This window comes from Amycolatopsis sp. WAC 04182, from assembly GCF_003947465.1.
Classification (GTDB): domain Bacteria; phylum Actinomycetota; class Actinomycetes; order Mycobacteriales; family Pseudonocardiaceae; genus Amycolatopsis.
Genome location: NZ_QHJJ01000006.1, coordinates 332,333 through 356,819, shown reverse-complemented (window position 1 = coordinate 356,819; position 24,487 = coordinate 332,333). Strand labels below are relative to the sequence as shown.

The following is a 24,487-nucleotide window of genomic DNA, read 5'->3' as shown; positions in this document are numbered from 1 at the left end:
GAGGCAAACGATGGCCCGGCCCAGGCGGCGGTGAGACCCATTGCCCGGGCGTGTGTCGCGAAAGCCACTTTCGAGACGTCTGACGTCCTGAAAGTGGCTTTCGCGACACGACCGCGGATGGCCATCGCACCCGACACGCGGGCCACCGAAGGTCAGCCCCGGGCGACCTCGCTGGCGGTGGTGAACTCGTATCCCTGCGCCCGCAGGCCGAGGACGACCGTGCTCAGGTGCTCCAGCGGCAGGAACGGGTGGAAGAAGAAACTCGCCACGTTGTCACGGACCACTTTGGACTTCGCACCGTCGGCGATCAGTTCCGCGGGCAGCCGCGCCGGGTGCTGGTTGAACGGTTCCGGCGCGATGTGGTCCAGATTCTCCGGGATCACCACCGCACCGTAGACATCCCTTACCGGGTAAGGAAAGTACTGACCGTATTTGTTCTGATAGGACACGGTCGAGGTGGAACCGCAGGCGCCGCGCGGGCAGTATCCCGCGAAGTAGCTGCCCTGGTCGTAGCGCGCCGCGAAATGCGAGCTGACCTCCTTGTAGTCCACCGCGGAACCGCCGTAATGCGGGAACTCGAACACTTCCGGCTCCGGCAGCCCGACCCGGCGGAACTCGCCGAGCCCGGTGGCGATCCGCCCGCGGAACCATTCGGCGGAATCCCCGGGGACCGGGCCGGTCTCCACGACGTGGTTGTTCTTGTCCACGATCGCCGTGTAGAACTCGTAGTCCGCGGAGCTCGCCCCGCCGTAGGGGTTCGCCATCTCCTCGAACTGATGACTGTAGCCGTGCATGATCATCGTCGCGCCGCGCCGGATCGCGTGGTGCAGCGCGTCGACCAAGGCCGGGCTGTCCACGAGCCTGGCGAAGGTCGGCCTGCCGCCGTTGGCGACGCCGTGCGGGTCCGCGTAGTACGGATAGACCGCCAGCGAGAACGGAATCCCTTGCCCGCCGAGAAGGTCGGCGATCCGGCGGATCTGGCCGGGATCGGTGCGCGGTCCGATGTCCTCGATCCGCACGAGCGCGCGGTGCCGTTCCGTGGTCTTCGGGGCGAGCGTGCCGAGCAGGATGTCGGCGGCGGCGAGGTACCGGTCTCCCTCGTTGACGTAGGAGAACGGCGCCTCCGCGAGGTAGGTGAACGTCCCGGAGCGCACCGCCCACGGCGTGTGCTCGCCACCCGTGACACCGTCCGCGAGCACTTCGTTGACCGCCGGGTTGTCCCGCCGCACCAACGGAATCGAGCCGATCTCGGGGTTGCGTTCGAGCGGCACGTTCTTGTAGCGGACCTCGGTCGGTGAGGTCGGGGTGCGGCCGACCGGCGTCCATCCCCAGCGCGCGGTGATACCGGGGTCGTGTTCCGCCAGGCGATGGATGTTCTCGCCCATCCAGATGACCGGCACCTTCGCGGCCGCCACGTCCGCGAGCAACGCGGCAGGCAATGCGGCCTCGCTGAGCACGCCGACGTAGACCAGCGCCTGGTATCCGCCGATCTCACCGGCCCGGTAATCGGCCGCGGCGCGCATCGTCCAGCTGCCCGCCCGTGAGACCAGGTTCGCGGTCTGCATCGCGTGCGCCTCGGCCATTCCGGCTTCGTCCGCGCTCGCGGGCGGATTCGGCGCGTCCCGCTCGCCCGCGTCGTAGACCACCAGCGTCCGGTGGTCGCGGTTCCCGCCGGGTCCCGGGCTGCCGACCTCGCTGCCCATCGCCAGCCGGTCGCCGAGGGAGACCGGCGCGGCCGCCGGCGACGCGAGGATCGCGCTGGCCGGGCGCGTGTACACGACCAGCGTCACCAGCCCGGTCGCGACGACGACGGCCAGCGCCGCGAACCTCAGCCCGGCGGGCGTCCGACGGCGCCGGTGTCCCTTCCGCTTCCCGGTCATACCAGCACACCTCCCGAAAGCGCGGCGAACTCCTCCACCGGCTCGGTGCTGAGGCCGAGCAACCGGGCCAGCGCTAGCTCGGTGCGCGACGCGGCCTTTCCGTCGCCGAAGGGGTTGCCGTTGCTCATCATGGCCGCCCTGGCCCGCGGGTCGGCGAGGAGTTCCGACGCCGTCCGCACGATCAGCTCGCGGTCGGTGCCGACCAGCTGGGCACAGCCCGCGTGCACCGCTTCCATCCGTTCGGTGACCTCTCGCAACACCAGCACCGGCACCCCGAAGGTCGGCGCTTCCTCCTGGATCCCGCCGGAGTCGGACAAGACCAGCGTGGCCGCCGCGAGCGCGCCGGCGAGTTCGTCGTAGCGCAGCGGCTCGGTGACGACCACGCGAGACACGTCGCCCAGTTCGGCGCCGACCAGCTCGCGGACGGCCGGATTCGGGTGCGCGGGCAGGACCACGTGCACGCCGGGATGCCGGGCGACCAGTTCGGCGACCGCGCGCAGCACCTGGCGCAGGGGTTCGCCCCAGGATTCGCGGCGGTGCGCGGTCACCAGCACCAGCGGCTCACCTCGGGTGGCCGCCTCCACGGCCGCGGCGACCCGTTCGTCCCGGTAGTCCACCGCCCCGCGGTCGGCGATGGCGCGGATCGCGTCCACGGAAGTGTTGCCGGTGACCACGATGCGCTCGGCGGGGACCAGTTCGCGCGACAGGTTCTCCGCCGCGGCGGGCGTCGGCGGCAGATGCAGGGACGCGGCCTGGGTGACCAGCCGCCGGTTCAGCTCCTCCGGGAAGGGCGCGGCCAGATCGAACGAGCGCAGGCCCGCTTCCAGATGCACCACCGGCACCCGGCGCCAGAACGCGGCGAGCGTGCCGGCCAGGGTGGTCGTGGTGTCCCCCTGGACCACCACCGCGGGCGGTTCACGGTCGGCCAGTTCGTCCAGGCCGGTCAGCATCTGGCCGAGCAGTTCGGGCTGGCCACCGTCACGGCGGTGCAGCGGCAACGTCACGTCCGCGCGGACACCGAACGTCTCCAGCGCCTGATCGACCATCGTCGGATGCTGCCCGGTGGCGACCAGCACGGGTTCCATCCGGCCCGCCGCGACGATCGCCTCCGCGACCGGCGCCAGTTTGATCGCCTCCGGCCGGGTCCCCATCACGAGCCACACCCGCGGCCGGGTTCCTTGTTTATTCCAAACCATTACTCCCCCAAGGTTCGAATATTCTTTTCCGCGACTCCACGCACTTCTCAAGATCCATTGTGCGGGGCGCTGTGCCCGATGCGACGCAGAGTGGTTCTGTCCGGTTCCCGGCGAATTTCCTCACCCGATCGAGGGAACCGGCGCAGGACTCTTCACGTCGTAGTCGACGATGCGGGACCGGCCGGGGGGCCCGGCCGCATCGCGCACAATCCTTTCAGCACAAGGATTTGAGCACTTCTAGCTTGGGGGAGAAAAATGTCTGTGATCCGGATCGGACCGGCGGTGGGGGCGACGGCGACCATGGGGCTCGCCGCGAGCGCCGGGCCCTGGCTGCCACTGTCACTCGCCGCGTTCATTCTGTTGCTTTTCGCCACTCGCTCGATTCTCGTCCGAATCGCGCCCGCGCCGAAAAGGGGGCAGTAGCGAAATGGAAACCAGTCTGTCCGTCATCGCCACCATCATGGTCGGCGTCCTGATCTGGTGGCCGCTGCAGAACCTCGTCCTGGCGGTGTTCGCCTGGCGGTCCCCGCAACGACCGCGCAGTGTGCGCCGGACGCCGGATCCGGTGCCGTTCTGGATCGTCATCCCGGCACTGAACGAGGAACGCGTCATCGCGAACACGGTGCGCAACGCGCTGGCCACGGGAACCCGGTACACCCCGGTCCGGGTCGTCGTCGTCGACGACGCCTCCGACGACGCGACACCGCGTATTCTGGCCGGTATCAGGGATCCGCGGCTGCACGTGCTGCGCCGCGAGCTCCCGATGGCCCGGCAAGGCAAGGGCGAGGGCCTCAACACCGCGTACCGCTACATCCTCGACATCGCCCGCAGGGAGGGCACGATCGAGCAAACGGTCGTCGGGATCGTGGACGGCGACGGCCGCTGCAGCGACGGGATGCTCGACGAGATCGCCGAGCTGATGGCGGAGAAATCGGTCGGCGCCGTGCAATGCCGGGTGCGCATCCACAACCGGCACAAGACGCTGGCCCTGCTCCAGGATCTGGAATTCGGCGCGATCGCCGACTCCGCGCAGTCCTTGCGGGACCTGGTCGGCAGTGTCGGGCTGGGCGGCAACGGCCAGTTCACCCGGCTGTCCGTCCTCGCCCGGTTCCACCCGGGACCGTGGTCGGCCTGCCTCGTCGAGGACCTGGAACTCGGTCTGCGCCTGCACCTGGACGGGATCCGCGTGCGCTACACGAAATCCGCGTGGGTCACCCAGCAGGGACTGACCGACGTGAAAAGGTTGCTGCGTCAGCGAACCCGGTGGGCGCAAGGCAATCTGCAGTGTTTCCGGCACCTTCGCAGGCTGACCACGTCGAGGTTCGTCAGCGGCGTCGGCCTCACCGATTTCCTGATCTACCTGCTCTCGCCCTGGCTGACCGTGCCCATGTCGCTGCTGCTGGTCGGGTTGGTCGCGGCTTCCGCGGTGGCACTGGCCACCGGGAGCACCCTGGGCGGGCTGGTGGCCACAGTGGACACTCTGCCGACGTCGGCCGCGATGCTGGTCGGGCTGGCCATGCTGCCGAGCCTGCTCTGGGGACTGGTCTACTGGGTCCGGCTCCGCGACGAGAACATCTTCCGCTGCCTGTTCGCCGGGCTGCTCTACCCGTGGTTCCTGGCGCTGGGCATCATCGCGACGTGGCGGGCGCTGTTCCGGCTGCTGTCCGGACGCAACGGCTGGGCCAAGACCGAACGGCTGGCCGAAGACGGTCAGGCCCCGCCGCCGATGCCGGCGCTGGTCCCGATGCCCGCGCCCGTATCCGTGCCGCTCCCGCTGCCGCGTCCGACCACGCCGCCGGCGACGGTCGATCCCAGTGTCACCCAGCCGATTCCCTCGGAGGTGCTGGCCGCCGCCGAGCGGACCCGGCCGGTGCCGCATCCGCTGGCCGAAGCCGAACCGACACAACGACTGGAGCGAGTGTGATGGCAGGCCAGCACCGGCGCGGCCCGAAACGGAACAAGCTCGTTCTCGTCCTCGCGGCCGCCGTGCTGGCCCTCGCCGCCGCCTCCGCCATCGACCGCGGCAAGTCCGGGAAGGAGTCGTCCGCCGGGTGGTACGTGACCGTGTACTACACCGCCGTCGAAACGCATCACGACGAAGACCCCGTGCCGGTCACCGGCTGCCTGGTGCTCGACTGCGAACGCGGTGACGACAACCTGGGGCGCTACCCCGAAGGGTTCGTGAAGGCCGTCGAAGACGAAGGGACCGGCCGCATCGTCAGCGGGCGGCACGCCGGCCGTTACCTGAACTGGTCGCACGACACCGGCTTCTGGCTGGACAACGCGCCCCGTGACAGCCACGGGCGCCCGCTGGAACCGTTCGTCTCCGCCGCCGCGGATCCGAACGTCCTCTCCGCCGGGCGCGAACTGCGGATCACCGGCTGCGGCACCGCGGAGGACGGCACGGCGATCGACGCGGGTGTCTGCGACCGGCTGCGGTCGGCCTCCTGGCGGATCATGGACGAGTTCACCCCCGGTCTCGGCGGCGACCGGCACATCGACGTCTACCTCGGCGAAGAGACCGGGCCGGACTTCACTTCCGACCCGATGTACTCGTCCCTGCACAACGCCACACTGGAACTCGGCAAGCCTTGACCGTCAGGGAAGGCGCCCGGCCTCGGCCATCGCGCGTTCCCGTACCTCCCGGACGACGAGGGAGTGCGTGAACGCGGACGACACTCGGCTCAGCCAGGCGCTTTCCTCCCGCACGCCGGGATACGCACCGTCCGGCCCGGCCGGAGGATGCGGCCAGCTGCGGCCCGCCTCACGCATCACCAGCGCCGCCGCGAGTTCGGCGGCGGCGCGCGTGGGTTCGTCGACCGGGGTGCGCAGCCAGTCCCCCAGCTGCGGCGGAACGTGGGCCCGCACCGCGAGCAGACCGTCACGGATCTCGATCACCCTGCGGTACAACGTGAACTCGAGATCGTGGCGCACGGGCAGCGCGATCTGCGGATGGGCGGCGACGAGTTCCTTCCACAACGGTGTCACCGCCCGGATCCCTCGCCACGCGCGCACCAGCCGGAGCGCGCCGTCCCAGGTGGTGAACAGGCCACCGAGGACCCACAGCACCATCGCGCCGAGCCCGACTAGGCGGGCGCGTGGCATGAAGTCGAGGTCCGAGAGGTCGGTGATCTCCAGCCACAGCGTGGGAAGCCCGGAGAACAGGATCCACGCGATGGTCGCGACGGCGGCGCCGATCAGGATCCGCAGACCGGTCCGGAAGGTCCCTTGTGGACGATCGGCGGCGCTGCGGACCAGCGTACGGGTGAACATCACCAGGCAGGTGACCCCGTACGCCGAGAGGACCACCTGATACGCGACGACGCTCAAGCGCCACTGGAACGCGGGCGTGCCCAGCTCGAGCCGATGCGGGACGATGTCCACGTAGCACAGGATCATCACCGCCCAGCAGAGCACGATGGGCCAGAACGGGGTCGGCTTTACCGGTGACCGGGTACTGCGGACCACCTGGACCAGCGCGCGCATCGCGAGCAGTTGCAGCGCGTTGGTGACCAGCCTCGGGATCAGGTCGTCACCGAGCAACCGGACCGTGGCGTCGGCGGAGACGGCGAGGCCCGCCGCCATGCTGAGGAAGAACGTGGTCAGATGCCGCGGCCCGGCGCGAACCGCCAGCAGCCGGGCGAAGCCGATCGACGCCAGCAGCGCGGCCGACAGATAGCTGATCACGAACCGAGGGCATGGCGCAGCCGATCGGATTCCGGTCCGGTGCTCACGGCTCGGCGCATGAGCAACGACGCGAAGAGTTCGGCTTCTTTCTCCTGCTCCTGCGCGTACGTCGTACGGCCGAGGACCCGGCGGACCAGGTCCACCGAAAGCGAGGGCGCGACCATCGCGGCGATCGCCTCCGGCCGCACCTCGCCTTCGACGTGCCCGCACAGCAGATGGCCGAGTTCGTGCAGCAGGATGTGCCGCTGGTGCAACGGAGACGTGTCCCGCGTGTAGAACACGTAGTCCGCCCGATCGGTGGCCGCGAGCACCCCGCACGGCGCCCCCGGCCGCGCCTCGAGCGCCACCAGTTCGATGGGCCGCCCGCGCGTCGCCGCGACCTCGCCGAACAACGTGGTGACGTCGAACGGTTCCGGCAGCCGCACGGTGGCCGCGATCCGCTCACATCTGCGCCAGAGCGCGCTCTTCCTGCCGAACATCGCTACTCCCCCTGGTCACGCATGGCCTCGCGCCGCTTGATCGCCTCGACGATGTCGGACACGGTGCCGAGCCCCTCCTCGGACAGCGTCACCGCGCGCAACGCCAGGTTGCGCACCGCGGTGTTGCGCAACGCTCCCAGCAACTCGACCTCTTCGGCAAGAGCCCTTCCCTGTTCGTCGTCGAAGAAGTACGCGGGCGGCACCTGGAAGAACGCCGCGAGCGCTTCGAGGTGCCGTTTGGTCGGGTTGTCCCGGCGGCCCGTCCGCAGCTGCCAGAGGTAGGCGGCGGAAAACGACTCGCCGGTGCTCTCCCGGCAGGCCCGCGCCACCTCCTCGTGGCTGTGCTGGTCGCCGCCTGCCCGCCGGACCACCTGGAAGAGGCGGTCGATCCGGTCGGTGAGCGTGGTCGCCCGTGGTTCGGTCATCTTCACCTCCGTAAGCTGAAATGAATCTCTTCAAGATTGCCGTTCACATGAGTTGACAGTAGATCCGGCACTCCCTTACGGTCATCACGTTAGCTGAGATGAATGACTGAAGGGAGTCAGTCGATTCTGGCTGACGACTCAGAGGGGAGCTCTCATGAAGAAGTTGCTGACCGCGGCCGCACTGGCGGTGGCCGCGGTGACCTTGTCGGCGCCGCCCGCTTTCGCCGTGGAGACGGGGGACTTCCACGCCACCGGCATCGGACCGTACCCGGCGGACGCCATCAGCTCGGCGGAGAAGGTCGCCCGCACCTTCGCGCGCAACACCGGCTGGCTGGACTCGCAGTGCTATCGGCGCAGCGCCGACGTCCGATCGCACACGAGCTACTACAGCGCGACCGTCTGGCTCTACTGCCAGCGATGAAATCAGGAGGGGAAATCATGAACAGAACGATCGCCCGCGCCACGGGGGCCGCCGTGGTCCTCGCGGGACTCATGACACTCGCACCGGGAGTGGCGAGCGCCGAGGAGACCCGCGCGTTCATCGGGACCACCGTGGAGAAGACGTCGGCCTCGGCCAAGCGGACGGCGTTGCTGCAGGCCTACAACGAGGCTTCGATGTACGGGTTCGCGCAGGAGCGATGCGTGACCATCCACCTGTACTCGGTGAGGATCAGCTCCGTGATGTACCGGGGTGAAGCCGGGATCCACTGCACGAAGTAGGCGACGTCGCGAAAGCCACTTTCGGGACACCAGACGTCCCGAAAGTGGCTTTCGCGACACCCGCGCCCCGGCGAACGCGCGGAGCGGCAGGCTAGGTTGGCCGGATGAGTCTTCTCGATGACGTGGCCGAGCGCGACGGCTGGCGCTGCTGGGTGTGCGACGAACCGGTCGACCCGGACATGTCGGTGAACGATCCGCGCGGGCCGAGTGTCGACAGCCGGACCGCCGATCGGAAGGCCAAGATCCCCGAGCGGCTCGCGCATCGCGGGTGCAACACCCGCAAGGGCGCGGTCAAGGTGGTCATCGCCTGGCCGGACCGCCTGCACGTGGTCGAACCCGCGCCGCTGATCACCGTGGCCGGACGGCTGGAACGCAAGGGCGGCCGCGAACTGGTGGCCCGCTGTCCGACCGAGCAAGACGCCAAAGAAGCGGCCGACTGGCTCGAAGACCGGTTTTCCCGCCTGGTACCGGGATTGCCGGTGACCGCGGGCGTCGAGCCGGGCGGAGGCCAGTTCCTCGTCATCCTGACCGCCGGCCGCCGATGACGCGAGCGGTGGCCCCTCCTCCTCGTCGGCTGCGCCGCGCTCTCGGCCTGCCGGGTTTCGCGGCAGGCGGAACCGGACAGTCCGCCGAGCGTCTCCGGTTTCTCCACAGTGGACACCGCCGGCGTCAGGGAAGATCGCCTTGAGCATCGCCGCGCCCCACGGCACCATCGAGGCCCGCACCGACCGGATCCGGTTCAACAGCGTGCCCACCCGCCAGGACATCAGCGAAGTGACCTACTTCCCGGCCACCGGCTCTCGCGACGAATTCTTCGCCTGGATCCGCGAGGGCGTCGAAAAATACGGCGTCGACGGCGAATCGGCGGAACGCTGAAGTCCAGGTCATCATCGTGCACGTCAGCCCTGTGAAATAACCCTTTCGCCGCCTTCGCGCAAGCCCTGAACGCACCATTGTCCGAGCCGTGCCCTGCCTGTTTAGTCAGGGACGCCCTGCCGACGACAGGGCTTTGATCGCTCGGAAAGCGAGGACACCATGGGCGGAACCAAAAAGGCGTTACCGCGCAGGCTGGTCACGATGGCGGCCGCGGCGCTGATGGCGGCGGGCCTCTCGATCACCGGCTCGGGCACGGCTTCGGCCGCGGACTACTACTACGAACTGCCGTACCCGGCGGGCGAGGCCTACACCGTCTCCCAGGGACCCGAAGGAACCTTCTCCCACACCGGCCCCTACAACGAATACGCCTGGGATTTCGCTCTTCCGGCCAACTACGAGGTTTCCGCCGCGCAGGGCGGCCAAATCCTCGTCTCGGGCTGGTCACCGTACTGGCAGAACGGTATCGAGGTGATCATCCGGCACTCGAACGGCACCTGCACGCACTACGCGCATCTGAACCGGGCCATCTACAACGCGGGCACCTGGGTCCCGCAGGGCAGGGTCGTCGGCTGGTCCGGCACCACCGGGGCGTCCACCGACTATCACCTGCACTACCAGGTCATCAACTGCTCCACCCGGGTCGGCCTCTCTTCCAACCTCCAAGGCGGCGTCCCCCGGACCGGTTCCCGGCCGGTCAGCGTCAACACCAGGGCCTGATCGTCAGCCCGCCGTCTTCGTGATGGTGACGCGCGCCGAGCCGCTCTGTTCGTCCTGCACCAGGATCTTCAGCCCGTTGCCCTCGTAGCGGACGATGGCGAGGTTCGCGTTGTGGGTGTCGGCGTAACCGAGGCCCGGCAACGTCTCCGCGTAGAAGCTCTTCGCGGTTTCGGTGTCCACGCCGGAGATCCGGAACGACACCACGGTGTCGGTCGTATGGGGGCCGGACGCCGTACCGCCCGGCGGCATCGGGAACTCGGGCGACGGCCAGCCCGCGGGCATCGGGTACGCCGACGCCGAACCCGATGCCGCCGGGGTTCCGGTCGCCGATGGGCTCGGTCCCTGGCCCGCCGCCGGAGCGGGCTGCGGATCACCACCACAACCCGCGATGGCCAGGCACGCGACCAGTGCGAGCATCGAAAACCCACGCATTTTCGTCATACCGGGAAAACTACCTCACGGGTCGGCGGCGGCGAACTTGAGCCCATAGCGAAAATTTCACCTGAAAGTGGGTACGGCGGCCGTAATTACCCGCATTTCATCGGTATTTCATCGGGGCTCATTAGCGTTCGGCGGGCCAACCCGACAGTGGGGAGAAACCGATGAAAAGAACCGGAGCACGTCTGCTCGCGACCGCCGTCCTGTCCGTCGTCACCCTGGCCGGCGCGATCGCCGGAGCGGGAGCGGCACAGGCGGCACCCGTGCGGCCCGATGGCCCGTGCGGGCCCGTCATGTTCGTCGTGCCGGGATATCAGGACGGCGGGGCGCAGAAACTTCTGGACCGGGCGTTCGCGCCCGGCGGCGCCGACCCGGTGCGCATTCCGTATCCGAACGGCGCCGGGGACGTGAATCTGTACGCCGACGTCGACGCGGGGGTCGCCAATCTCCGGACGGCGCTTTACAACCTCTATGTCACCTATGGCTGCGACCTCGAAACGAAGGTCTACATCGTCGGGTTCAGTCTCGGCGCGCTCGTCGCGGGCACGGTGCTGGAGACCGAGCCGCCCGGGCGGAACATCCAGGGCGTGCTGTTCGCGGACGGGCGGCGGCAGCCCGTCGAGTCGAACTGGCCGGGTGACCCCGGCGGGCTGATCGGGCACCTGCCCGTTCCCGGCCCCGGCGGTGCCGGTTTCCGGCCGGTGGATTCCTTCCGTTATCCGACGCTCAGCCTGTGCAACGGGCCCAGGGCGGCCGGTGGCGCGGATCTGATCTGCTTCGGCGGCACCAATCTGGACAGTTATTTCAGCTCGCACCCGTATTACAGCTTCGAAGTGAACAACGAGCTGAACATCCACGGCGAAGGCCCGTACCCGAACAACCTGCGCAACCGCGTCATCCCGTAACCGGCTTCGCGATCTCCCCGGCGTCTCGCGTTCCATGCCGGGGAGGTTGCGCGGCAAACCGAGGTCGTGCCCTTGCGGACACGGCGGTCCGAACCTTCGGGCACCCCTGCTCCGCACCGCCTCTTCGAAGCAACCCCATTCCGCTCCCGGCGTCTTCCGGAAAAAGCTTCACCAAGGAATGCGAGAGGGGCGCTGAAATGAAATTCACCGCGAAGAAGACCATCAAAACGGCCATTGTGGGCGGGGCGGTCGCCGCCACCGCACTCCTTTCCGCGTGCGGCGGGAACAATGTCGCGGAAAAGGGTTCTCCGGTGAAGAACGCGGCCGTCGAACAGGCGCAGGCGGGCGGTGGCCAGGGGGCGGCCGCGGGCGGTACCGGTGCCGAATCGTCCGGCGGCGACGTCAACTGCAGCGAGCACGGGGGCCAGGTCGGCGCGCCAGGACGGCCGTGGATGGAGCTGATCGCGGTGGCCGCGACCGACGGCACCACGCCCGGCTGCACCGAGGCGTACAACGTGATCACCGAGTACTACGAGAAACTGCCGCAGGCCGAAGGCCCCGGCGAGCGGGTACTCGACGTGCGGGGCAAGTGGACCTGCGCCCGCCTGACGGAAACCGGGACCGAGGTGGTCTGCGGCGTGCCGAACAGCTCCTTGCAGCTGGAGACCAGGCCTTCGGGCGCCGGGGTCAGCTGATCCAGCAGGTGCGGGAAGGCAACCCGGTGCTCGCGCGGATCAGCGTGAACGGTGAGGACCAGATCGCCACGGTCAAGGAGATCTACCGCCCCTGATATCGGAAACCGGCGGCCGGAAATTGACCCGGCCGCCGGTTTTCGCTTTCACTGTGCCAGAAGCGCGAGCACTTCGGCCGCGGCGCGATGCCCGGAACGGACGGCGCCGTCCATGTAGCCGTTCCAGATGTCGGCGGTTTCCGCGCCCGCCCAATGGATCCGCCCGACCGGCGCGGCCAGCGCGGCGCCGTACTGGGTCCACCCGCCCGCGCCGAGACGGCCGCCGTAACAGCCGCGGGTGTACTCCTCCTCCATCCAGTTCTGTTCGACGTAATCGATCGGTTCCGCCGCTTCCGGCCCGAACTGCTTCACCAGCGTGGCCACCGCGGCCTCGCGGCGTTCCCGGGGCGACAGGCGGGCGACCTCGCGGGCGTGGGCGCCCTCGAAGAAGCCGACGAGGACGCCGCAGGAGCCGTCCGGCGGCGAGTTGTCCAGGGTGACGCACAGCGGGTCGTCCAGGTTGAACGCGAACCCGTTGAGCCCGGCGTCGCGCCAGAAGGGCGCCGGGTAGGCCACCTGGATCTTGATCACGCTGCCCATCGGGATCTGCTGGGTCAGCCCGTCGCGTGCCGCCGGGAGCGCCGGCTCGTAGCGCAGCCGTCCCGCCAGCGTGGGCGGGATCGCCACGATCACCCGCTGGGCGGCGATCCGCCCGCCGTCGTGGCGCACCTCGACCCCGTCCGCGTGGTGGGCGATGCCGCGGACCGGCGCGCCGAGCGTGACGACGTCGCCCAACTGATCCGCGAGCCGCTCGGAGATCAGGTGGGTGCCGCCCACGACGCGCAGTTCCTGCGCACCGCCGGTGGTGCCGACGAGGATGTCCAGCGAGCCCGCGGATTTGACGTAGAACAGGAAGTGCAGCAACGACATCTCCGCCGGTTCCGCGGAGAACACCGCGGGGACGACGGCTCCCCAGAACGCGAGGGCCTCGACGTCGTCCGTGGCGGCGCGAAGCCATTCGTCCAGGGTTACGCGGTCCAGCCCCGCGGCTTCGGGTGACGTCCACGGAGAGGCGAGCGACACGGTGCCCGCCAAGGCCTCGAGTTCGAACTTCATCCGGCCGACTTCGAGCGCCGCCTGATCGGACAGCCCGAACGTTTCGTCGGTGTAGGTGGTGCGCCTGCCGTTGTAGACCGTCACCGCCGCTCCGTCGTCGTAAGTCGGGAACGTTTCGAGGCCGAGTTCGGCGACCAGTTTCAGGACCTCGGTCTGCGTCCGGCCGATCCACTGACCGCCCAGCTCGACCGGGACCCCGTTGACCAGCTCACGACCGAGGTTGCGGCCCGCCACCCGGTCCCGCGCCTCCAGCACGGCGACCGTGCGTCCAGAGCCGGTCAGCGCGCGAGCGGCCGTCAACCCCGCGAGGCCCGCTCCGATCACCACGACATCGACAGTGCGCACGGCAGACTCCCCAAATTGTCGGTCGGTTGTCCGACTTAAAGTAGGACGGGCTTGCACCCGACACAAGAGCCGATATGCGAAACTCGGACACTGTCGACGAAGGAGAAGCCGAATGGCCTACGTGAAGGCGGCGGAACGCGAGGGCCAGATCGTCACCGCGGCGATCCGGGTGCTCAGCACCGTCGGCGTACCCGGGACCACTCTTCGCGCGGTGGCCGCCGAAGCGGGAATCTCGCTGGGCACGCTGCACTACGTCTTCCCGAGCAAGGACCAGCTGTTGCGCGCGGTCATCGGCACGGTCGTCGACGACATCTCCGACGCGCTGCGCAGCGGCCTCGACCCGGACCGGGGTTTCGAGCACGCGCTCCGGACGGGCATGACGACGTTCTGGGACAAACTCGTCGAGGGTGACGTGGGGCTCCAGATCATGCAGTACGAGCTCTCCAGCTATTCGTTGCGGAGCGAAGCGCCGGACCTTGCCCGATCCCAGTACGACGGCTACATCTCGCTCGTGACCAGGCTCTGCGAACAGGCCGCCATCGCCGCCGGCGAACGCTGCGCCGTCGGCTTCGACACGCTGGGCAGGCTCGCGCTGGCCTCCGTCGACGGCCTGATCCTGCAGTACGTGGCCCATCCGGACCCGGTTCGCGCCCACGGTGACCTCGAACGGGCACTGGACATGATCGTCTTACTGGCGGATCCGCAGCCTGTCGCGGCGCGCACCAAGCATCCGCGCTAACCTTCAGATGTTGTCAACATCTGGGTTGAACATCTGAACGGAACTGGTGCGCATGCGAGTCCTCTTCGCCAGCCTTGCGTCGGTCGGCCACACCTACCCGCTGATCCCGCTCGCGATCGCCGCCAGGGACGCTGGGCACGAAGTGCATTTCGCCGCCGGCGAGAACGTCCACGCGCCGCTGCTGAGGAACGGTCTCAGGCCTTTTCGCCCGGCGGACGCGTTCTACGAGATCTACGCCGAGGATCTCGAACCGGATCTGGCACGGCTACGGCCCGACCTCGTCGTGCACGAATGGGGACAACCCGGGGTGGCCATCGCCGCGGAGCGCGCCGGGATCCCCGGCCTCTGGCACGGGTTCGGCCGCCTGTTCCCCGGCGGAATCGGGCTCGAGCCGCCGACACGGCCCGCCCGCCCGCATCTCGACATCTGCCCACAGTCCTTGCAGGACAAGAACTTCCTCGCGACGGCCGAACGCATCGCACTGCGGCCCGTGTCCTACTCCGAACCGGCGGTGCCCCCGTGGCGCGTCGAAAGATCCGCTCGTCCGCTGGTCTATCTGACGCTCGGCACCGCCTTCGGCACGCCGGAAGTGCTCACCACCGTGATCCGTGGGCTGGCCCCGCTCGGCGCGCACGTGGTGGTCGCCTCGGGCCGGGTCCGCCCGGAGGAACTCGGCGCCGTACCGGACAACGTGACGGTGCGACCGTGGATCCCGCAAGCGGACCTGCTGCCGCACGTCGACGTGGTCGTGCACCACGGCGGCAGCGGCACGACCCTCGGCGCGCTCTCCGTCGGCGTCCCGCAGCTGATCCTCCCGCAGGGCGCCGACCAGTTCGCCAACGCCGAAGCCCTCTGCGCGGCGGGTGCCGCGCTGAGTCTCCAGCCCGGCGAACCGAGCGCCGAAGCCGTCACCGAACACGTCGGGACCCTGCTGGGACGGAACGCTCATCGCGACGCGGCCAGGACGATCGCCGAGGAGATCGCCCGGATGCCCTCCCCCGGCGAGATCGCCAGCGCCCTGCCGGACTGGACCTCGTGACGGGTCAGAACCCGAAGAGCTCCTGCGGCACTTCGTGCTCGTCCGGCCAGGTCAGCCAGGCGACGTCGGTCGGGCCGATGGCGCAGTTGGCCACCCGCCAGGACCGCGCGTCGTCGTCGACGTTCGTTTCGCTCCGCTTTTTGAGCAGCGCGACGTAGACGTCGGACATGACGCCGTCGGCGCGCTTGTTCTCGTAAATGGTGCCGGCGTAGTACGACCGGCCGGGTTCGGTGCCGCGCATCGTCCCCTGCAGGAAGACCCAGGGACCCAGCCGGTCGAGCTGTTCCACGGCCACCTGGACCCGATCGCCGAATTCCTGGTCGAGCCGGGCGGTGGCGGCCTGGAGTACCGCTTCCCGGACCGGGTCGCCGGGGTTCAGCGACACCGGGACGGGTCGTGCGGACGGGGTGTACATCAAGCTACCTCCCACTGGCGGGCAGCGACGCGAGCGACCGCGTCAGCCGGCCCGGTGATGCTAGGGCGTTCTGTCGGATCAGGTCGGCGGGGTGAGGATCTTCACGAGGCCGCCACCGCCGCCCATGCTGATCTTCTGCGAACCGTCGGGGTTGACGTTGTTCGAGCCGATGAACTGGCCATCGCCCGCGTACAGCACGACGTGCCCGCCGTTGTTCGAGATCACCACGTCGCCCGGTTTCGCTTCGGAGAGCGGCACCGACTTCCAGCCGTCCGCTTCGAGGTTGGCCGTCAGGCCCGCGACCGAGGCACTGGCCTGCCCCTTGTCGATCAGGCCCGCCGCCTCGAGACAGCCGGAGACGAAGTTCGCGCAGTTGACGTTGTTGGGCACCCACGACTGCATGGCGGGCAGTTCACCACTGCCCTTGAGGTCGCCGGCGTTGCGGCCGAGGAACTGCTCGGCGATCTTCGCCGGGTTGTCGCCCCGCGCGTCGATCGGCTTCGCGGGCCTGCCGTCGCCCGGCACCCCGGCGGGGCCGCCGCCACCGCCGCCGCCTCCACCGCCACCGCCGCCGTCTCCCCCGCCGTAGCTGGGCGCACTGCCCACGTTGGAGTTGACCGGCTTCGCGTTGACGCTCGACGCCGTGGTCTGGCCGTCGTCGGCGGGGATGAGCTCGATGAAACCGCCTTCGATCTCCAGCCCGAGCGGCTTGAGGAGATCGTCGATCTGCTTCTCGGCGTCGTCCAGCGCCTTCTCGATCTCGTCCTTCTTGCCGTTCGAGTCTTTTTCGTTGAGCTGCCGGAGCCGCTCGATGTCCGTCGCGGCGGAGGCGATCTCGTTGTCGTCCTTCGAGCTGTTCTTCCGGCGGCGGGCCGCGTCGATCAGCTTGCGGTTGTCCGCGTCCTTGTCGTTGGCTTCCTGGGCGAGCTGTGCGACCTTCTTCTTGACCTCGTCGAGAATCTCGGAAACCCGCTGGAGGATGTTCTTGGCGGCCTCGGCCTTGTCGCTCACCTTGTAGCTGGCCTTGCCGAGCTTTTCGAGGTGTTCGGCGACGGCGTCGGCGTCCTTGCCCTCCCAGTTGCGCAGGACGTCGTCGCGGAAGACCTTGAGGTCGTCGCCGAGGTCGTTCGCCCTCGTCGCCGCGCCGCCGACCTTCCTCGCCTGGTCGTTGACCGCGCTCGAATTGAGCTTCTGCGCCTGCTGGGCGTGTTTGTCGATGGCGTCCAACGACTTCGGACGATCGTGCGACGGGTCGTCGAGCGTGCTCGGATTCCGCTCCGCGGTGGTCATCGGTAAATCCCCCTGGTTCCCGTCTTCAGTCCGATCAGTCCCGCTCGCGGGCGCCGCCGCGGAGGGTGTCGACACCCGCGGCTTCGTCGTTCCGCATCCGCTGGGCGGCGTTGGCCAACGCGTTCGACGCGGCGTCGACCAGCTTCGCGGCGGCCGCGAGTTCGGCGTTCACGCCGCGGTGGAAACCCTTCATCGTGGTCCCCGTGCTGCCCGCGTTCTTCAGGTCGCCGAACGCGCCGCCGGGGTCGCCGTCGCCGAGGTCCTTGCCCGCGCCGCTGTAGCCGTCCTTGAGCCCGCCGACCTTCTTGGCCAGCGCGGCGATCTGCTCTGGATCGAATCGGCGAGTCATGGATGATCCCTCCAGTCCGGCGCCTGCGCGCGTGCTTGCCTGACCCACACTGCTGTACCGCGCACCCTATGAGTTCACACCCACGCGTGCGCACCGTTTCCCGAAACGCGATGACGCCGTTCGTGTACACCGACGCAGCCGGCCGCGCGTCGGTTCCCGGAAGATTTCACCGGCGTCCTCGGCGGCAAGATCTTACCCTCTCGGCGCCGGTGGACAGCGGCATACCGGACTGCCGGAGCTACTTTCCGTAGCCGATACTCACCCGGTCGGGTGGGCTAAACCAAACCCAGTTCGCGGGCCCGGACGCCCGCCTGGAACCGGGACTCGGCACCGAGCGCCGCCATCAGCTCGGCCACCCGCCTTCGGTAGGTCCGCACGCCGAGGCCGAGACTCCGGGCGGCGGCTTCGTCCTTGACGCCGCTGCCGAGCAGATCCAGCACCGCGGGCGCGAGCCGCCGGATCTCGGACACCTGCGCGTCGAAGACGTCGAGCTCGGTCGCCGCTCGCCAGGTCGCCTCGAACAGCGACATCACGCCCTGCACGGTTTCGGGCTGGGTGATGACGCTGTAGCCGCGCTGCCCGGCGACGAGGTCGCCCGCCAGGATGACGAGCCTGCCGTCCATCACGATCGTCTCGTTGACGGCCTCGGTCGAAATCCGGATCTGGGCTCCGAACCGATCGCGGACCCTCGCCAGCTCCTGCGCGGTTCCCGGGTCGAGCAGCAGGTCGGCCCGGTAGATCTTGCGGATCCGGACCTGGCCCGCCCGGCGTTCGGCGGCCGCGGCGAGTTCGTCCGATCGGCGCTCGGCCACCCAGGTCGCGAGGTCGTTGGCGGCGCACGCCATGTCGGTCACGGTCGAGAACAGATGGCCGACGCGGCGGAACAGCTCCTCCTCGCCGCGCACGACCGTCACCGCATCACTCGTCCGCATGGCATCGATACTGCCCGACCCGCGACCGGCTGGCAGGTTGTTGCCATTTCCTGACTACGGACGGGCCCGTCGCGACGCTGGTGGTCATGACGAACTTTCACGACAACGTCTGGCGGCTCGGCGATCTGACCGTCAACCGGATCGGCCTCGGCGCGATGCGGTTGACCGGGATGCCGTGGGACGAGAAGCCCAAGAGCCGCGAGTCCGCGATCGCCGTCCTGCGCCGCGCGATCGAACTCGGCGTCGACCACATCGACACCGCTTCGTTCTATTTCACGCCGACGCGCTCGGCGAACGAGTTGATCAGCACCGCGCTCCAGCCGTATCCCGAGAACCTGGTGATCACCACGAAAGTCGGCGCGGGCCACTCCCGCGACGGCGAATTCTCCTTCGCACGCCCGGACCAGCTCCGCGGTCAGGTCGAAGAGAACATCCGGCAACTCGGTCTCGACCACCTCGACGTCGTCAATCTGCGCTGGGGCGCCGCGATGGGCAAGGAACCCGGCTCGGTGGCCGAGCACTTCGGCGCGCTGGCGGAGCTGCGCGAGGCCGGCCTGATCCGCCATCTGGGTATTTCCAACGTCGTGGCGGACCAGCTGACCGAGGCACTGTCGATCGCTCCGGTGGTCTGCGTGCAGAACCGCTACGGCCTGGCCGACCGCGAGGACGACGCGCTCGTAGACCTGTGCGGCGAGCACGGCATCGCGTTCGTGCCCTTCTTCGCCGTCACCACTTCGCTACCCGGCGCCGCCACGCCCGACGCCGTTCCGGGGCAGGCCGAGGTCGCGAAAGTCGCCGCGGCACACGACGCGACCCCGGCGCAGATCCGGCTCGCCTGGACGCTGCACCGCGGTGCGCACGTGCTCGCCATCCCCGGGACCGGTGACCCCGGGCATCTGGAGGAGAACGTCGCGGCGGGCGGCATTCGGGTGAGTGAGGAGGAGATGGCTTTGCTGGACGGCGTCGGCGGCTGAGGCGCGGGATACAGGTGCCAAACGGACGACACGCGTGATCAGGCGCGTAACTCGCGTGATCAGGCGCGTAACTCGCGTGATCAGAGGCGTAACTCGCGTGTTTGGAGGCGTAACTCGCGTGATCAGGGGCGTGCAGCCCGGCGAGCGGCGGTCGCCGTGGCCAGAGACTGGAGCACCTCCTGGGTGGCGGCGAGGTCGATGCAGGCGTCCGTGATGGACTGGCCGTAGGTGAGCGGACGGTCGGGGTGGAGGTCCTGGCGACCGGCCTTGAGGTTGGATTCGAGCATGACGCCGACGATGCCGCGCTGGCCGTTCTTGATCTGTTCGGCGATCTGGTCGGCGACGACGGCTTGGCGCAGGTGGTCCTTGCGGCTGTTGTCGTGACTGGCGTCGATCACCACGCGCCGGGGCAGTCCCGCGTTCTGCAGGGTGGTGAGCGCCGCGCGGACGGACGCCGGGTTGTGGTTGGGCGCGCTGTTTCCGCCGCGCAGCACGAGATGGCAGTCCGGATTGCCCGCGGTGTGCAGGATCGCGGGCAGTCCGCTGGGGTCGACGCCGGGGACGACGTGGCGCGCTTCGGCGGCACGGATGGCGTCGACGGCGACGGTGACATCGCCGTCGCGGCGGTTCTTGAAGCCGACCGGCATGGACAGCCCGCTGGCCAGCATGCGGTGGTTCTGGCTTTCCACCGTGCGGGCGCCGATCGCGCCCCACGAGACGGTGTCGGCCAGGTACGCCGGGATGGTGGTGTCCAGCCATTCGCATGCGGCGGGAAGGCCGCCCTCGGCGAGTTCGAGGAGCAGATCCCTGGCGATGCGCAGACCGCGGTTGACGTCGCCGGTGCCGTCGAGGTGCGGGTCGTTGATGAGCCCCTTCCAGCCACCGACCGTCCGGGGCTTTTCGAAGTACACGCGCATGACGACCAGGAGATCGTCGGAGAACCGGCCGGCGAGGGCGGCGAGGCGGTCGGCGTATTCGAGGGCCGCGGCGGGATCGTGGATGGAACAGGGCCCGGCGATCACGAGCAGCCGGTCGTCCGTGCCGTCGAGGACACGCAGGACGTTTTCCCTGCCGTGGCGCACCGTGTCGGCCGCGTTGGCGCCGAGCGGCAGTTCGTGGTGGAGCAGGGCGGGCGTGACCAGCGGGACCATCCGGTCGATGCGCTGGTTGTCGAGTTCGACCGTGGCGAGAGTGGTCATCACAGATATCCAGGATTTCTGCCGGCACCGGGGTGCGGGAAAGCCGGGTTTTCCCGGCCCGGACGGCGGTCTCGGGTGAACGAAGAAACAAGCCCGGCAAGTGTTCGAACCAGAAGTCTCTTACCCGGAATCTTCCACCATCCGGCGCACGGAACAATGGTCCAACCCGAATTCAGTGACCGGTCCAGATCGGATCCCGTTTCTCGGCGAAGGCACGGGCTCCTTCGCTCGCGTCCACACTGGTCCGTCGTCGTTCTTCCCACGGATACGAGGTTTTGAAAGCTTCCTCGAGCGGTAGGTCGAGCGATCGCAGCGCGGCCTCCTTGATCGCGCGGACCGAAAGCGGAGCGGCTCGCACCAGGCTGTCGGTCCATCCGGCGACGCATCGGTCCAATTCGGAGAACGGCACGACTTCGTTGAGCAGTCCGTGGTGCAGGGCCGTCGCCGCGTCCATTCTGCGCCCGGTCAGCAAATAGCCCATCGCCACCTTCAGCGGAAGCTGCCGCGGCAACCGGAACACGCCACCCGCCCCGGCGATCAGGCCGAGCCGGACCTCCGGCAACGCGAAGACCGCCTCGTCGGAGGCGACGACGATGTCGCACGCGAGCGCGAGTTCGAAACCGCCGCCCAGCGCGTAGCCGTGCACCCGGCCGACCACCGGTTTGGACAGGGTGAACCGGTCGGTCAGCCGGGGATGCCCCGGCTGACCGCTGCTGCCGAACGTCGACGCCTCGACGCCTTCCTCGGTCAGCCGCGCGCGTTCCTTGAGGTCCTGTCCGACCGAGAACGCGCGGTCTCCCGCACCGGTCAGGACCACGGCCCGGACGTCGTCGTCGGCTTCGACGTCGTCCCAGATCCCGGCGAGTTCCGCGTGCATCCGCCGGTCCATCGCGTTCAGCACTTCGGGCCGGTTCATCGTCACGTACGCGACGTGGTCCTTCTTTTCGTACCGCACAGCGCTTTCGCTCATCGCGCGCCTACCGCGAAGCCGTCCACCTTGCCGATCACGTCCGCGCCGTAGATGCGCAAAGCCTGCTGTAGCGCGAATTCCGCGATATACCGGCGGAATTCCTCAGTGGGCTCCTCGGCCAGGTTCAGCATGCGCCGGTTGGCGACCACGGCCTCCCCGTCGAGGCGGGCCAGCGCGCCATCGATCGCCGCGTCCATCTCCTCCGGCGCGACGACCTCGTCGACGATCGACCGGGCGTCCGGCTCGTCGGCCCGGAGCTTGCGGCCGCCGAGGATGACCTGCCGGGCCACCCGCGGTCCGGCGATACGGGAAAGCCGGAAGTTCGACACCCCGGGGATGATCCCCTCCTTCGCCGCCGGAAGGCTGAGGTACGCGTCGGACGCCGCCAGCACGTGGTCGAAGACCAGCAGCAGCTGGGTGCCACCGCCGATGGCGAAGGAATCGACGGCCGCCATCCAGGGCTTGTCGGTGAACCTGGAGTGCCAGGATCCGTCGGTCAGCAGACCGCGGAAGATCTTCTGGATGAAGCCCGTTTCGCGCCGCAGCAGGAAATCGACGAGCGGGATCTCGCCGGCGCTGAGCTTCTTGAGGTTGATCCCGGCGCAGAACACCCGGCGGCCCAGATAGCGGGGATGGCTCATCACCCCGCCCCGCAGGAGTCCTGCCCGGACGGACGGGTCGAGGAGCGTCAGGTCGACCGCCGTCTCCATGTCGTCGACCTGCTGAGCGTCCTCGGCGTTCAAGCAGTCGTCGCGGCACAGGGTCAGGTGCGCGACGCCGTCACGGCGTTCCAGCCGGACGGCCTCCATCTCCACGACACCGGTCTCGACGAATTCCGGAAGCAGCCGCTGTGCCCTGGCGGTGGGGCGGAGCATCGCGTCGAGCAGATGCGGGCCGGCCTTCGGTGCACGCAGGATCCCGCGCAGGAAGATGCCCTGGTCGATCTCGCGCCCTTCCTTTTCCGCCTGCGGACGCGAACGCTCGGCCGCCATCTGCTGCTCCGAGGGCACGAGGCCGGGGAAGGCGAGCGCGGCGGCCCGGACGAGTTCGTCGATGCGCAGGTACCGCGTCCGGCCGTCGGTGAGTTCGGCGTAGATCTGTTCGGCGTGTGCCTCGACGAAGGCCGTGCGCGCCGCCCGGATCTCGTCGTCGACCCGATGGGCCTCCCCCGCCAGGGCCCGGAGATCGAGCCCTGGCGCGCTGTCCGTCGTCACGACTTGGCTTCCCGCCGCAGGGCGCGGTCCGCCGCGGCCAGGTGGGAACCGAGTGCCTCCTCGAAGGTGGTCGAGCCGGCTTCGAAGATCAGCTGGCGCCGGATCGCCGCCTCGGCGCCGTCCGTGACACCGTCCAATGAGGACAGTGTCGCGGCCGGATCGCCGGACACCTCGTCGATCAGGTTGAGCGCGAGCGCCCGGTCCGTCCCGATCGGGGTGCCGAGCAGCACGGCCCGCCGGATACCCGCCGCGCCCGCCTGCTTGGTGAGCCGGTACACGGTCATCCCCGGCCAGGTGCCGCCACCCGCCGAGGCGAGCCGCAAGGTGGTGCCCGGCTCGGCGATCCGGACGTCGGCGGCGAGCAGGAGATCCAGTGCCATCCCGGCGCATTCGCCCGACGCCACCACGGCCGTGAGCCTGCCGAGGCGTTCGAACCGGCGCACGACCCGCTCCCATTTGGACACCAGACCGACCGCGAGTCCCTTCGCCCAGCCGGCGGGCGGGGCACCCGTGACGTGGACGGTCACCGGTCCCGGCTCGCGCAGGTCCTCGGCACGGTCGCAGAGCGCGGCGATCTCCTCGACGGCCGTCGGGGACAGCGGACGGGAGCCGTCGAAACGCAGCACCAGGCCGCTCTTGATTTCGTTACGCGTCACCATTGAATAAGCGCCATTTCGATTGTGGAGCCAGGCCCCATGGTCATGAGCACGCCGTAGTCCCCCGGGCGGGCGACGTCTTCGTCGGCGAGCCGCTCGTAGGAGAAGAGGAAGGAGCCGCTGGAAAGGTTCCCGTAATCGCGGAGCACGCCGGTGGTGTGCCGGACGTCGTACCGGCTCAGGCCGAGGTTGACGACGACCGCGTCGATCACCTTCTTCCCCCCGGAATGCACCAGCCAGTGGCCGATGTCGCTGCGGCGCAGACCCGTCCCGGACAGGAGCCGGTCGATGACGATTTCGGCGTGCGCCCCGACCACGTAGGGAATCTGCGGGTCGAGGAAGAAACTGAACCGGTCCTGGTCACGGTCCCAGTCGTAGCGCATCGCGTCGACCGCGTCGGTGATGATGTAGCTGGCGAATTTCAGGACGCGCGGACCCGGCACGCGCCCGTCTCCGGACACGAGCGCGAGCGCCGCGGATCCGTCGCCGAAAAGACTGTTGACCACCGCGGTCCGCATCGTGCCGTCCAGGGCGTAGGCGGCGGAGCACGCCTCGCTGCACAGGACGACGCCGAGTTCGCCAGGGTGCGCCGCGGACCAGCCCGCGACCACGTTGAGCGCGTTGAGACCGGCGTTGCAGCCCATGCCCACGATGTCCGACCGGCTGCAGTGCGGGTCGATGCCCAGCTCACGGATGATGAGCGCGCTGAGGCCGGGGGTCAGGAAACCGGTCGAGGTGACGCAGCAGAGGTGACGCAGGTCGGAAAGCGTCGCTCCTGCCGACTTCAGGCAGGCTTCGAGCGCGCGGCAGCCCATGTCGACGGCGATCTTCTTGTGCTTGTCGAGCAGATCGCCCTGCGGTTCGGCCGCGCGTGCGCCGCCGGGCTCCTCCGGCGGCAGGGTGAGGAAACGCCGTTCGATGGCGCTGTTCAGGAAGACCGAGCGGATCTTCGGGTCTTCGATGCCGAGGATCTCGATGAGTTCGGTCTGCGAGTAGGACGCCGAGGAGACCGCGGTCCCCACGCCGGCGAACCGGGTGATCTCGGTGAGTCCGGTGAGGACGGAAAGGTCTTCGGCCGGTTCGACGATGGCGGTCATCGGTACATCCACCCCCATGTTCTGAGCTTGCTACGAAGCAGCTGCTTGACCTGCGCAGCGGGCATTGGTCTCACCTTTCGCGGATCTCAGTGGACAATT

General features: G+C 68.9%; 28 protein-coding genes. 12 read left to right on the top strand and 16 right to left on the bottom strand.

From position 1 onward, the window contains the following. Window positions 1-152: 152 nt before the first annotated feature. On the bottom strand, window positions 153-1,880 hold the full coding sequence (locus tag DMH01_RS30800; protein WP_125680900.1) for a DUF2334 domain-containing protein: 1,728 nt from the start codon (window positions 1,878-1,880) through the stop codon (window positions 153-155). Beyond that, complete coding sequence (gene wecB, locus DMH01_RS30795; protein WP_125680899.1) at window positions 1,877-3,076, bottom strand: non-hydrolyzing UDP-N-acetylglucosamine 2-epimerase; 1,200 nt, start codon at window positions 3,074-3,076, stop codon at window positions 1,877-1,879. The genes DMH01_RS30800 and wecB overlap by 4 nt, the downstream gene beginning before the upstream one ends. 427 nt (window positions 3,077-3,503) lie before the next feature. Here wecB and DMH01_RS30790 point away from each other — a divergent pair, with 427 nt between their 5' ends. Both DMH01_RS30790 and DMH01_RS30785 read left to right on the top strand, forming a co-directional pair. After that, the gene (locus DMH01_RS30790; protein WP_125680897.1) at window positions 3,504-5,000 is read left to right on the top strand and encodes a glycosyltransferase family 2 protein; all 1,497 of its coding nucleotides are present in this window, start codon (window positions 3,504-3,506) and stop codon (window positions 4,998-5,000) included. After that, on the top strand, window positions 5,000-5,671 hold the full coding sequence (locus DMH01_RS30785) for a hypothetical protein (protein WP_233621717.1): 672 nt from the start codon (window positions 5,000-5,002) through the stop codon (window positions 5,669-5,671). The genes DMH01_RS30790 and DMH01_RS30785 overlap by 1 nt, the downstream gene beginning before the upstream one ends. A 3-nt stretch (window positions 5,672-5,674) precedes the next feature. On the opposite strand, the gene DMH01_RS30780 is transcribed toward DMH01_RS30785, so the two are convergent. The 3 genes from DMH01_RS30780 to DMH01_RS30770 are packed head-to-tail and all read right to left on the bottom strand — an operon-like array spanning window position 5,675 to window position 7,667. After that, window positions 5,675-6,763, bottom strand: coding sequence for an MAB_1171c family putative transporter (locus tag DMH01_RS30780; protein WP_125680895.1), 1,089 nt, complete (start codon window positions 6,761-6,763; stop codon window positions 5,675-5,677). Further along, window positions 6,760-7,242 carry an ImmA/IrrE family metallo-endopeptidase gene (locus DMH01_RS30775; RefSeq protein WP_125680893.1) on the bottom strand — a complete coding sequence of 161 codons (483 nt, stop codon included), beginning with the start codon at window positions 7,240-7,242 and terminating at the stop codon, window positions 6,760-6,762. Before DMH01_RS30775 ends, DMH01_RS30780 begins: the two co-directional genes overlap by 4 nt. A gap of 2 nt (window positions 7,243-7,244) precedes the next feature. Continuing rightward, window positions 7,245-7,667 carry a helix-turn-helix domain-containing protein gene (locus DMH01_RS30770; RefSeq protein WP_125680891.1) on the bottom strand — a complete coding sequence of 141 codons (423 nt, stop codon included), beginning with the start codon at window positions 7,665-7,667 and terminating at the stop codon, window positions 7,245-7,247. Window positions 7,668-7,821: 154 nt separating this feature from the next. Here DMH01_RS30770 and DMH01_RS30765 point away from each other — a divergent pair, with 154 nt between their 5' ends. From DMH01_RS30765 to DMH01_RS30745, 5 genes are all read left to right on the top strand, one after another. Beyond that, on the top strand, window positions 7,822-8,088 hold the full coding sequence (locus tag DMH01_RS30765; RefSeq protein WP_034313443.1) for a hypothetical protein: 267 nt from the start codon (window positions 7,822-7,824) through the stop codon (window positions 8,086-8,088). Between the two features lie 17 nt (window positions 8,089-8,105). Next, the gene (locus DMH01_RS30760; protein WP_125680889.1) at window positions 8,106-8,387 is read left to right on the top strand and encodes a hypothetical protein; all 282 of its coding nucleotides are present in this window, start codon (window positions 8,106-8,108) and stop codon (window positions 8,385-8,387) included. A 104-nt stretch (window positions 8,388-8,491) separates the two neighbouring features. Continuing rightward, window positions 8,492-8,932 (top strand): hypothetical protein, encoded by a 441-nt coding sequence (locus DMH01_RS30755; RefSeq protein WP_125680887.1) that lies wholly within the window; start codon window positions 8,492-8,494, stop codon window positions 8,930-8,932. Window positions 8,933-9,071: 139 nt separating this feature from the next. After that, a complete protein-coding gene (locus tag DMH01_RS30750; RefSeq protein WP_125680885.1) occupies window positions 9,072-9,263 on the top strand; it encodes a hypothetical protein in 192 nt (63 codons plus the stop codon). A gap of 159 nt (window positions 9,264-9,422) precedes the next feature. Then, on the top strand, window positions 9,423-9,980 hold the full coding sequence (locus DMH01_RS30745) for a M23 family metallopeptidase (RefSeq protein WP_199745688.1): 558 nt from the start codon (window positions 9,423-9,425) through the stop codon (window positions 9,978-9,980). 3 nt (window positions 9,981-9,983) lie between these two features. Here DMH01_RS30745 and DMH01_RS30740 read toward each other — a convergent pair whose 3' ends face one another. After that, a complete protein-coding gene (locus DMH01_RS30740; RefSeq protein WP_125680883.1) occupies window positions 9,984-10,421 on the bottom strand; it encodes a hypothetical protein in 438 nt (145 codons plus the stop codon). A gap of 161 nt (window positions 10,422-10,582) precedes the next feature. Between DMH01_RS30740 and DMH01_RS30735 the strand changes: the two genes are divergently transcribed. Together DMH01_RS30735 and DMH01_RS30730 are read left to right on the top strand one after the other, a co-directional pair. Continuing rightward, on the top strand, window positions 10,583-11,323 hold the full coding sequence (locus DMH01_RS30735; RefSeq protein WP_125680881.1) for a hypothetical protein: 741 nt from the start codon (window positions 10,583-10,585) through the stop codon (window positions 11,321-11,323). 197 nt (window positions 11,324-11,520) lie between these two features. Further along, window positions 11,521-12,018 (top strand): hypothetical protein, encoded by a 498-nt coding sequence (locus DMH01_RS30730; protein WP_233621716.1) that lies wholly within the window; start codon window positions 11,521-11,523, stop codon window positions 12,016-12,018. A 143-nt stretch (window positions 12,019-12,161) separates the two neighbouring features. Here DMH01_RS30730 and DMH01_RS30725 read toward each other — a convergent pair whose 3' ends face one another. Further along, a complete protein-coding gene (locus tag DMH01_RS30725) occupies window positions 12,162-13,514 on the bottom strand; it encodes a flavin monoamine oxidase family protein (RefSeq protein ID WP_125680879.1) in 1,353 nt (450 codons plus the stop codon). A gap of 112 nt (window positions 13,515-13,626) precedes the next feature. On the opposite strand from DMH01_RS30725, the gene DMH01_RS30720 reads away from it, so the two are divergent. Together DMH01_RS30720 and DMH01_RS30715 are read left to right on the top strand one after the other, a co-directional pair. Further along, window positions 13,627-14,253: a TetR/AcrR family transcriptional regulator gene (locus DMH01_RS30720; protein WP_125680877.1), complete on the top strand. Its 627-nt coding sequence runs from the start codon at window positions 13,627-13,629 to the stop codon at window positions 14,251-14,253. Window positions 14,254-14,305: 52 nt separating this feature from the next. Beyond that, window positions 14,306-15,292, top strand: a complete 987-nt coding sequence (locus tag DMH01_RS30715) for a glycosyltransferase (protein WP_125680875.1) — start codon at window positions 14,306-14,308, stop codon at window positions 15,290-15,292. Between the two features lie 4 nt (window positions 15,293-15,296). On the opposite strand, the gene DMH01_RS30710 is transcribed toward DMH01_RS30715, so the two are convergent. The 4 genes from DMH01_RS30710 to DMH01_RS30695 all read right to left on the bottom strand — a co-directional run bounded on the left by DMH01_RS30710 (window position 15,297) and on the right by DMH01_RS30695 (window position 18,278). Then, window positions 15,297-15,707 carry a hypothetical protein gene (locus DMH01_RS30710; protein ID WP_125680873.1) on the bottom strand — a complete coding sequence of 137 codons (411 nt, stop codon included), beginning with the start codon at window positions 15,705-15,707 and terminating at the stop codon, window positions 15,297-15,299. A gap of 78 nt (window positions 15,708-15,785) precedes the next feature. After that, window positions 15,786-16,997 (bottom strand): peptidoglycan-binding protein, encoded by a 1,212-nt coding sequence (locus DMH01_RS30705; RefSeq protein ID WP_034313465.1) that lies wholly within the window; start codon window positions 16,995-16,997, stop codon window positions 15,786-15,788. A gap of 34 nt (window positions 16,998-17,031) precedes the next feature. Continuing rightward, window positions 17,032-17,346 carry a hypothetical protein gene (locus DMH01_RS30700; protein ID WP_125680871.1) on the bottom strand — a complete coding sequence of 105 codons (315 nt, stop codon included), beginning with the start codon at window positions 17,344-17,346 and terminating at the stop codon, window positions 17,032-17,034. Between the two features lie 275 nt (window positions 17,347-17,621). Next, complete coding sequence (locus tag DMH01_RS30695) at window positions 17,622-18,278, bottom strand: response regulator transcription factor (protein ID WP_125680869.1); 657 nt, start codon at window positions 18,276-18,278, stop codon at window positions 17,622-17,624. An 86-nt stretch (window positions 18,279-18,364) separates the two neighbouring features. Between DMH01_RS30695 and DMH01_RS30690 the strand changes: the two genes are divergently transcribed. Next, window positions 18,365-19,252 (top strand): oxidoreductase, encoded by an 888-nt coding sequence (locus DMH01_RS30690; RefSeq protein ID WP_125680867.1) that lies wholly within the window; start codon window positions 18,365-18,367, stop codon window positions 19,250-19,252. Between the two features lie 122 nt (window positions 19,253-19,374). On the opposite strand, the gene DMH01_RS30685 is transcribed toward DMH01_RS30690, so the two are convergent. From DMH01_RS30685 to dpgA, 5 genes are all read right to left on the bottom strand, one after another. Continuing rightward, entirely contained in the window at window positions 19,375-20,451 is a 1,077-nt protein-coding gene (locus tag DMH01_RS30685) for a 3-deoxy-7-phosphoheptulonate synthase (protein ID WP_125680865.1), read from the bottom strand. A gap of 172 nt (window positions 20,452-20,623) precedes the next feature. After that, entirely contained in the window at window positions 20,624-21,421 is a 798-nt protein-coding gene (gene dpgD, locus DMH01_RS30680) for an enoyl-CoA-hydratase DpgD (protein WP_125680863.1), read from the bottom strand. Then, window positions 21,418-22,635, bottom strand: coding sequence for a (3,5-dihydroxyphenyl)acetyl-CoA 1,2-dioxygenase DpgC (gene dpgC / locus DMH01_RS30675; RefSeq protein WP_125680862.1), 1,218 nt, complete (start codon window positions 22,633-22,635; stop codon window positions 21,418-21,420). Before dpgC ends, dpgD begins: the two co-directional genes overlap by 4 nt. Continuing rightward, window positions 22,632-23,294: an enoyl-CoA-hydratase DpgB gene (gene dpgB, locus DMH01_RS30670; protein ID WP_125680860.1), complete on the bottom strand. Its 663-nt coding sequence runs from the start codon at window positions 23,292-23,294 to the stop codon at window positions 22,632-22,634. Before dpgB ends, dpgC begins: the two co-directional genes overlap by 4 nt. Next, window positions 23,288-24,388, bottom strand: coding sequence for a 3,5-dihydroxyphenylacetyl-CoA synthase DpgA (gene dpgA, locus DMH01_RS30665; RefSeq protein ID WP_125680858.1), 1,101 nt, complete (start codon window positions 24,386-24,388; stop codon window positions 23,288-23,290). The genes dpgB and dpgA overlap by 7 nt, the downstream gene beginning before the upstream one ends. Window positions 24,389-24,487 lie beyond the last annotated feature (99 nt).

Excerpts from the sequence above, each read along its gene's own strand:
- DMH01_RS30790 (WP_125680897.1), top strand. The coding sequence starts at position 3,504 with ATGGAAACCAGTCTGTCCGTCATCGCCACCATCATGGTCGGCGTCCTG.
- DMH01_RS30730 (WP_233621716.1), top strand. The coding sequence starts at position 11,521 with ATGAAATTCACCGCGAAGAAGACCATCAAAACGGCCATTGTGGGCGGG.
- DMH01_RS30735 (WP_125680881.1), top strand. The coding sequence starts at position 10,583 with ATGAAAAGAACCGGAGCACGTCTGCTCGCGACCGCCGTCCTGTCCGTC.
- DMH01_RS30785 (WP_233621717.1), top strand. The coding sequence starts at position 5,000 with ATGGCAGGCCAGCACCGGCGCGGCCCGAAACGGAACAAGCTCGTTCTC.
- DMH01_RS30705 (WP_034313465.1), bottom strand. The coding sequence starts at position 16,997 with ATGACCACCGCGGAGCGGAATCCGAGCACGCTCGACGACCCGTCGCAC.
- DMH01_RS30755 (WP_125680887.1), top strand. The coding sequence starts at position 8,492 with ATGAGTCTTCTCGATGACGTGGCCGAGCGCGACGGCTGGCGCTGCTGG.
- dpgB (WP_125680860.1), bottom strand. The coding sequence starts at position 23,294 with ATGGTGACGCGTAACGAAATCAAGAGCGGCCTGGTGCTGCGTTTCGAC.
- DMH01_RS30770 (WP_125680891.1), bottom strand. The coding sequence starts at position 7,667 with ATGACCGAACCACGGGCGACCACGCTCACCGACCGGATCGACCGCCTC.
- dpgD (WP_125680863.1), bottom strand. The coding sequence starts at position 21,421 with ATGAGCGAAAGCGCTGTGCGGTACGAAAAGAAGGACCACGTCGCGTAC.
- DMH01_RS30695 (WP_125680869.1), bottom strand. The coding sequence starts at position 18,278 with ATGCGGACGAGTGATGCGGTGACGGTCGTGCGCGGCGAGGAGGAGCTG.
- DMH01_RS30775 (WP_125680893.1), bottom strand. The coding sequence starts at position 7,242 with ATGTTCGGCAGGAAGAGCGCGCTCTGGCGCAGATGTGAGCGGATCGCG.
- DMH01_RS30700 (WP_125680871.1), bottom strand. The coding sequence starts at position 17,346 with ATGACTCGCCGATTCGATCCAGAGCAGATCGCCGCGCTGGCCAAGAAG.
- DMH01_RS30740 (WP_125680883.1), bottom strand. The coding sequence starts at position 10,421 with ATGACGAAAATGCGTGGGTTTTCGATGCTCGCACTGGTCGCGTGCCTG.
- DMH01_RS30690 (WP_125680867.1), top strand. The coding sequence starts at position 18,365 with ATGACGAACTTTCACGACAACGTCTGGCGGCTCGGCGATCTGACCGTC.
- DMH01_RS30760 (WP_125680889.1), top strand. The coding sequence starts at position 8,106 with ATGAACAGAACGATCGCCCGCGCCACGGGGGCCGCCGTGGTCCTCGCG.
- DMH01_RS30765 (WP_034313443.1), top strand. The coding sequence starts at position 7,822 with ATGAAGAAGTTGCTGACCGCGGCCGCACTGGCGGTGGCCGCGGTGACC.
- DMH01_RS30800 (WP_125680900.1), bottom strand. The coding sequence starts at position 1,880 with ATGACCGGGAAGCGGAAGGGACACCGGCGCCGTCGGACGCCCGCCGGG.
- DMH01_RS30715 (WP_125680875.1), top strand. The coding sequence starts at position 14,306 with ATGCGAGTCCTCTTCGCCAGCCTTGCGTCGGTCGGCCACACCTACCCG.
- DMH01_RS30685 (WP_125680865.1), bottom strand. The coding sequence starts at position 20,451 with ATGACCACTCTCGCCACGGTCGAACTCGACAACCAGCGCATCGACCGG.
- DMH01_RS30720 (WP_125680877.1), top strand. The coding sequence starts at position 13,627 with ATGGCCTACGTGAAGGCGGCGGAACGCGAGGGCCAGATCGTCACCGCG.
- wecB (WP_125680899.1), bottom strand. The coding sequence starts at position 3,076 with ATGGTTTGGAATAAACAAGGAACCCGGCCGCGGGTGTGGCTCGTGATG.
- DMH01_RS30745 (WP_199745688.1), top strand. The coding sequence starts at position 9,423 with ATGGGCGGAACCAAAAAGGCGTTACCGCGCAGGCTGGTCACGATGGCG.
- dpgA (WP_125680858.1), bottom strand. The coding sequence starts at position 24,388 with ATGACCGCCATCGTCGAACCGGCCGAAGACCTTTCCGTCCTCACCGGA.
- DMH01_RS30710 (WP_125680873.1), bottom strand. The coding sequence starts at position 15,707 with ATGTACACCCCGTCCGCACGACCCGTCCCGGTGTCGCTGAACCCCGGC.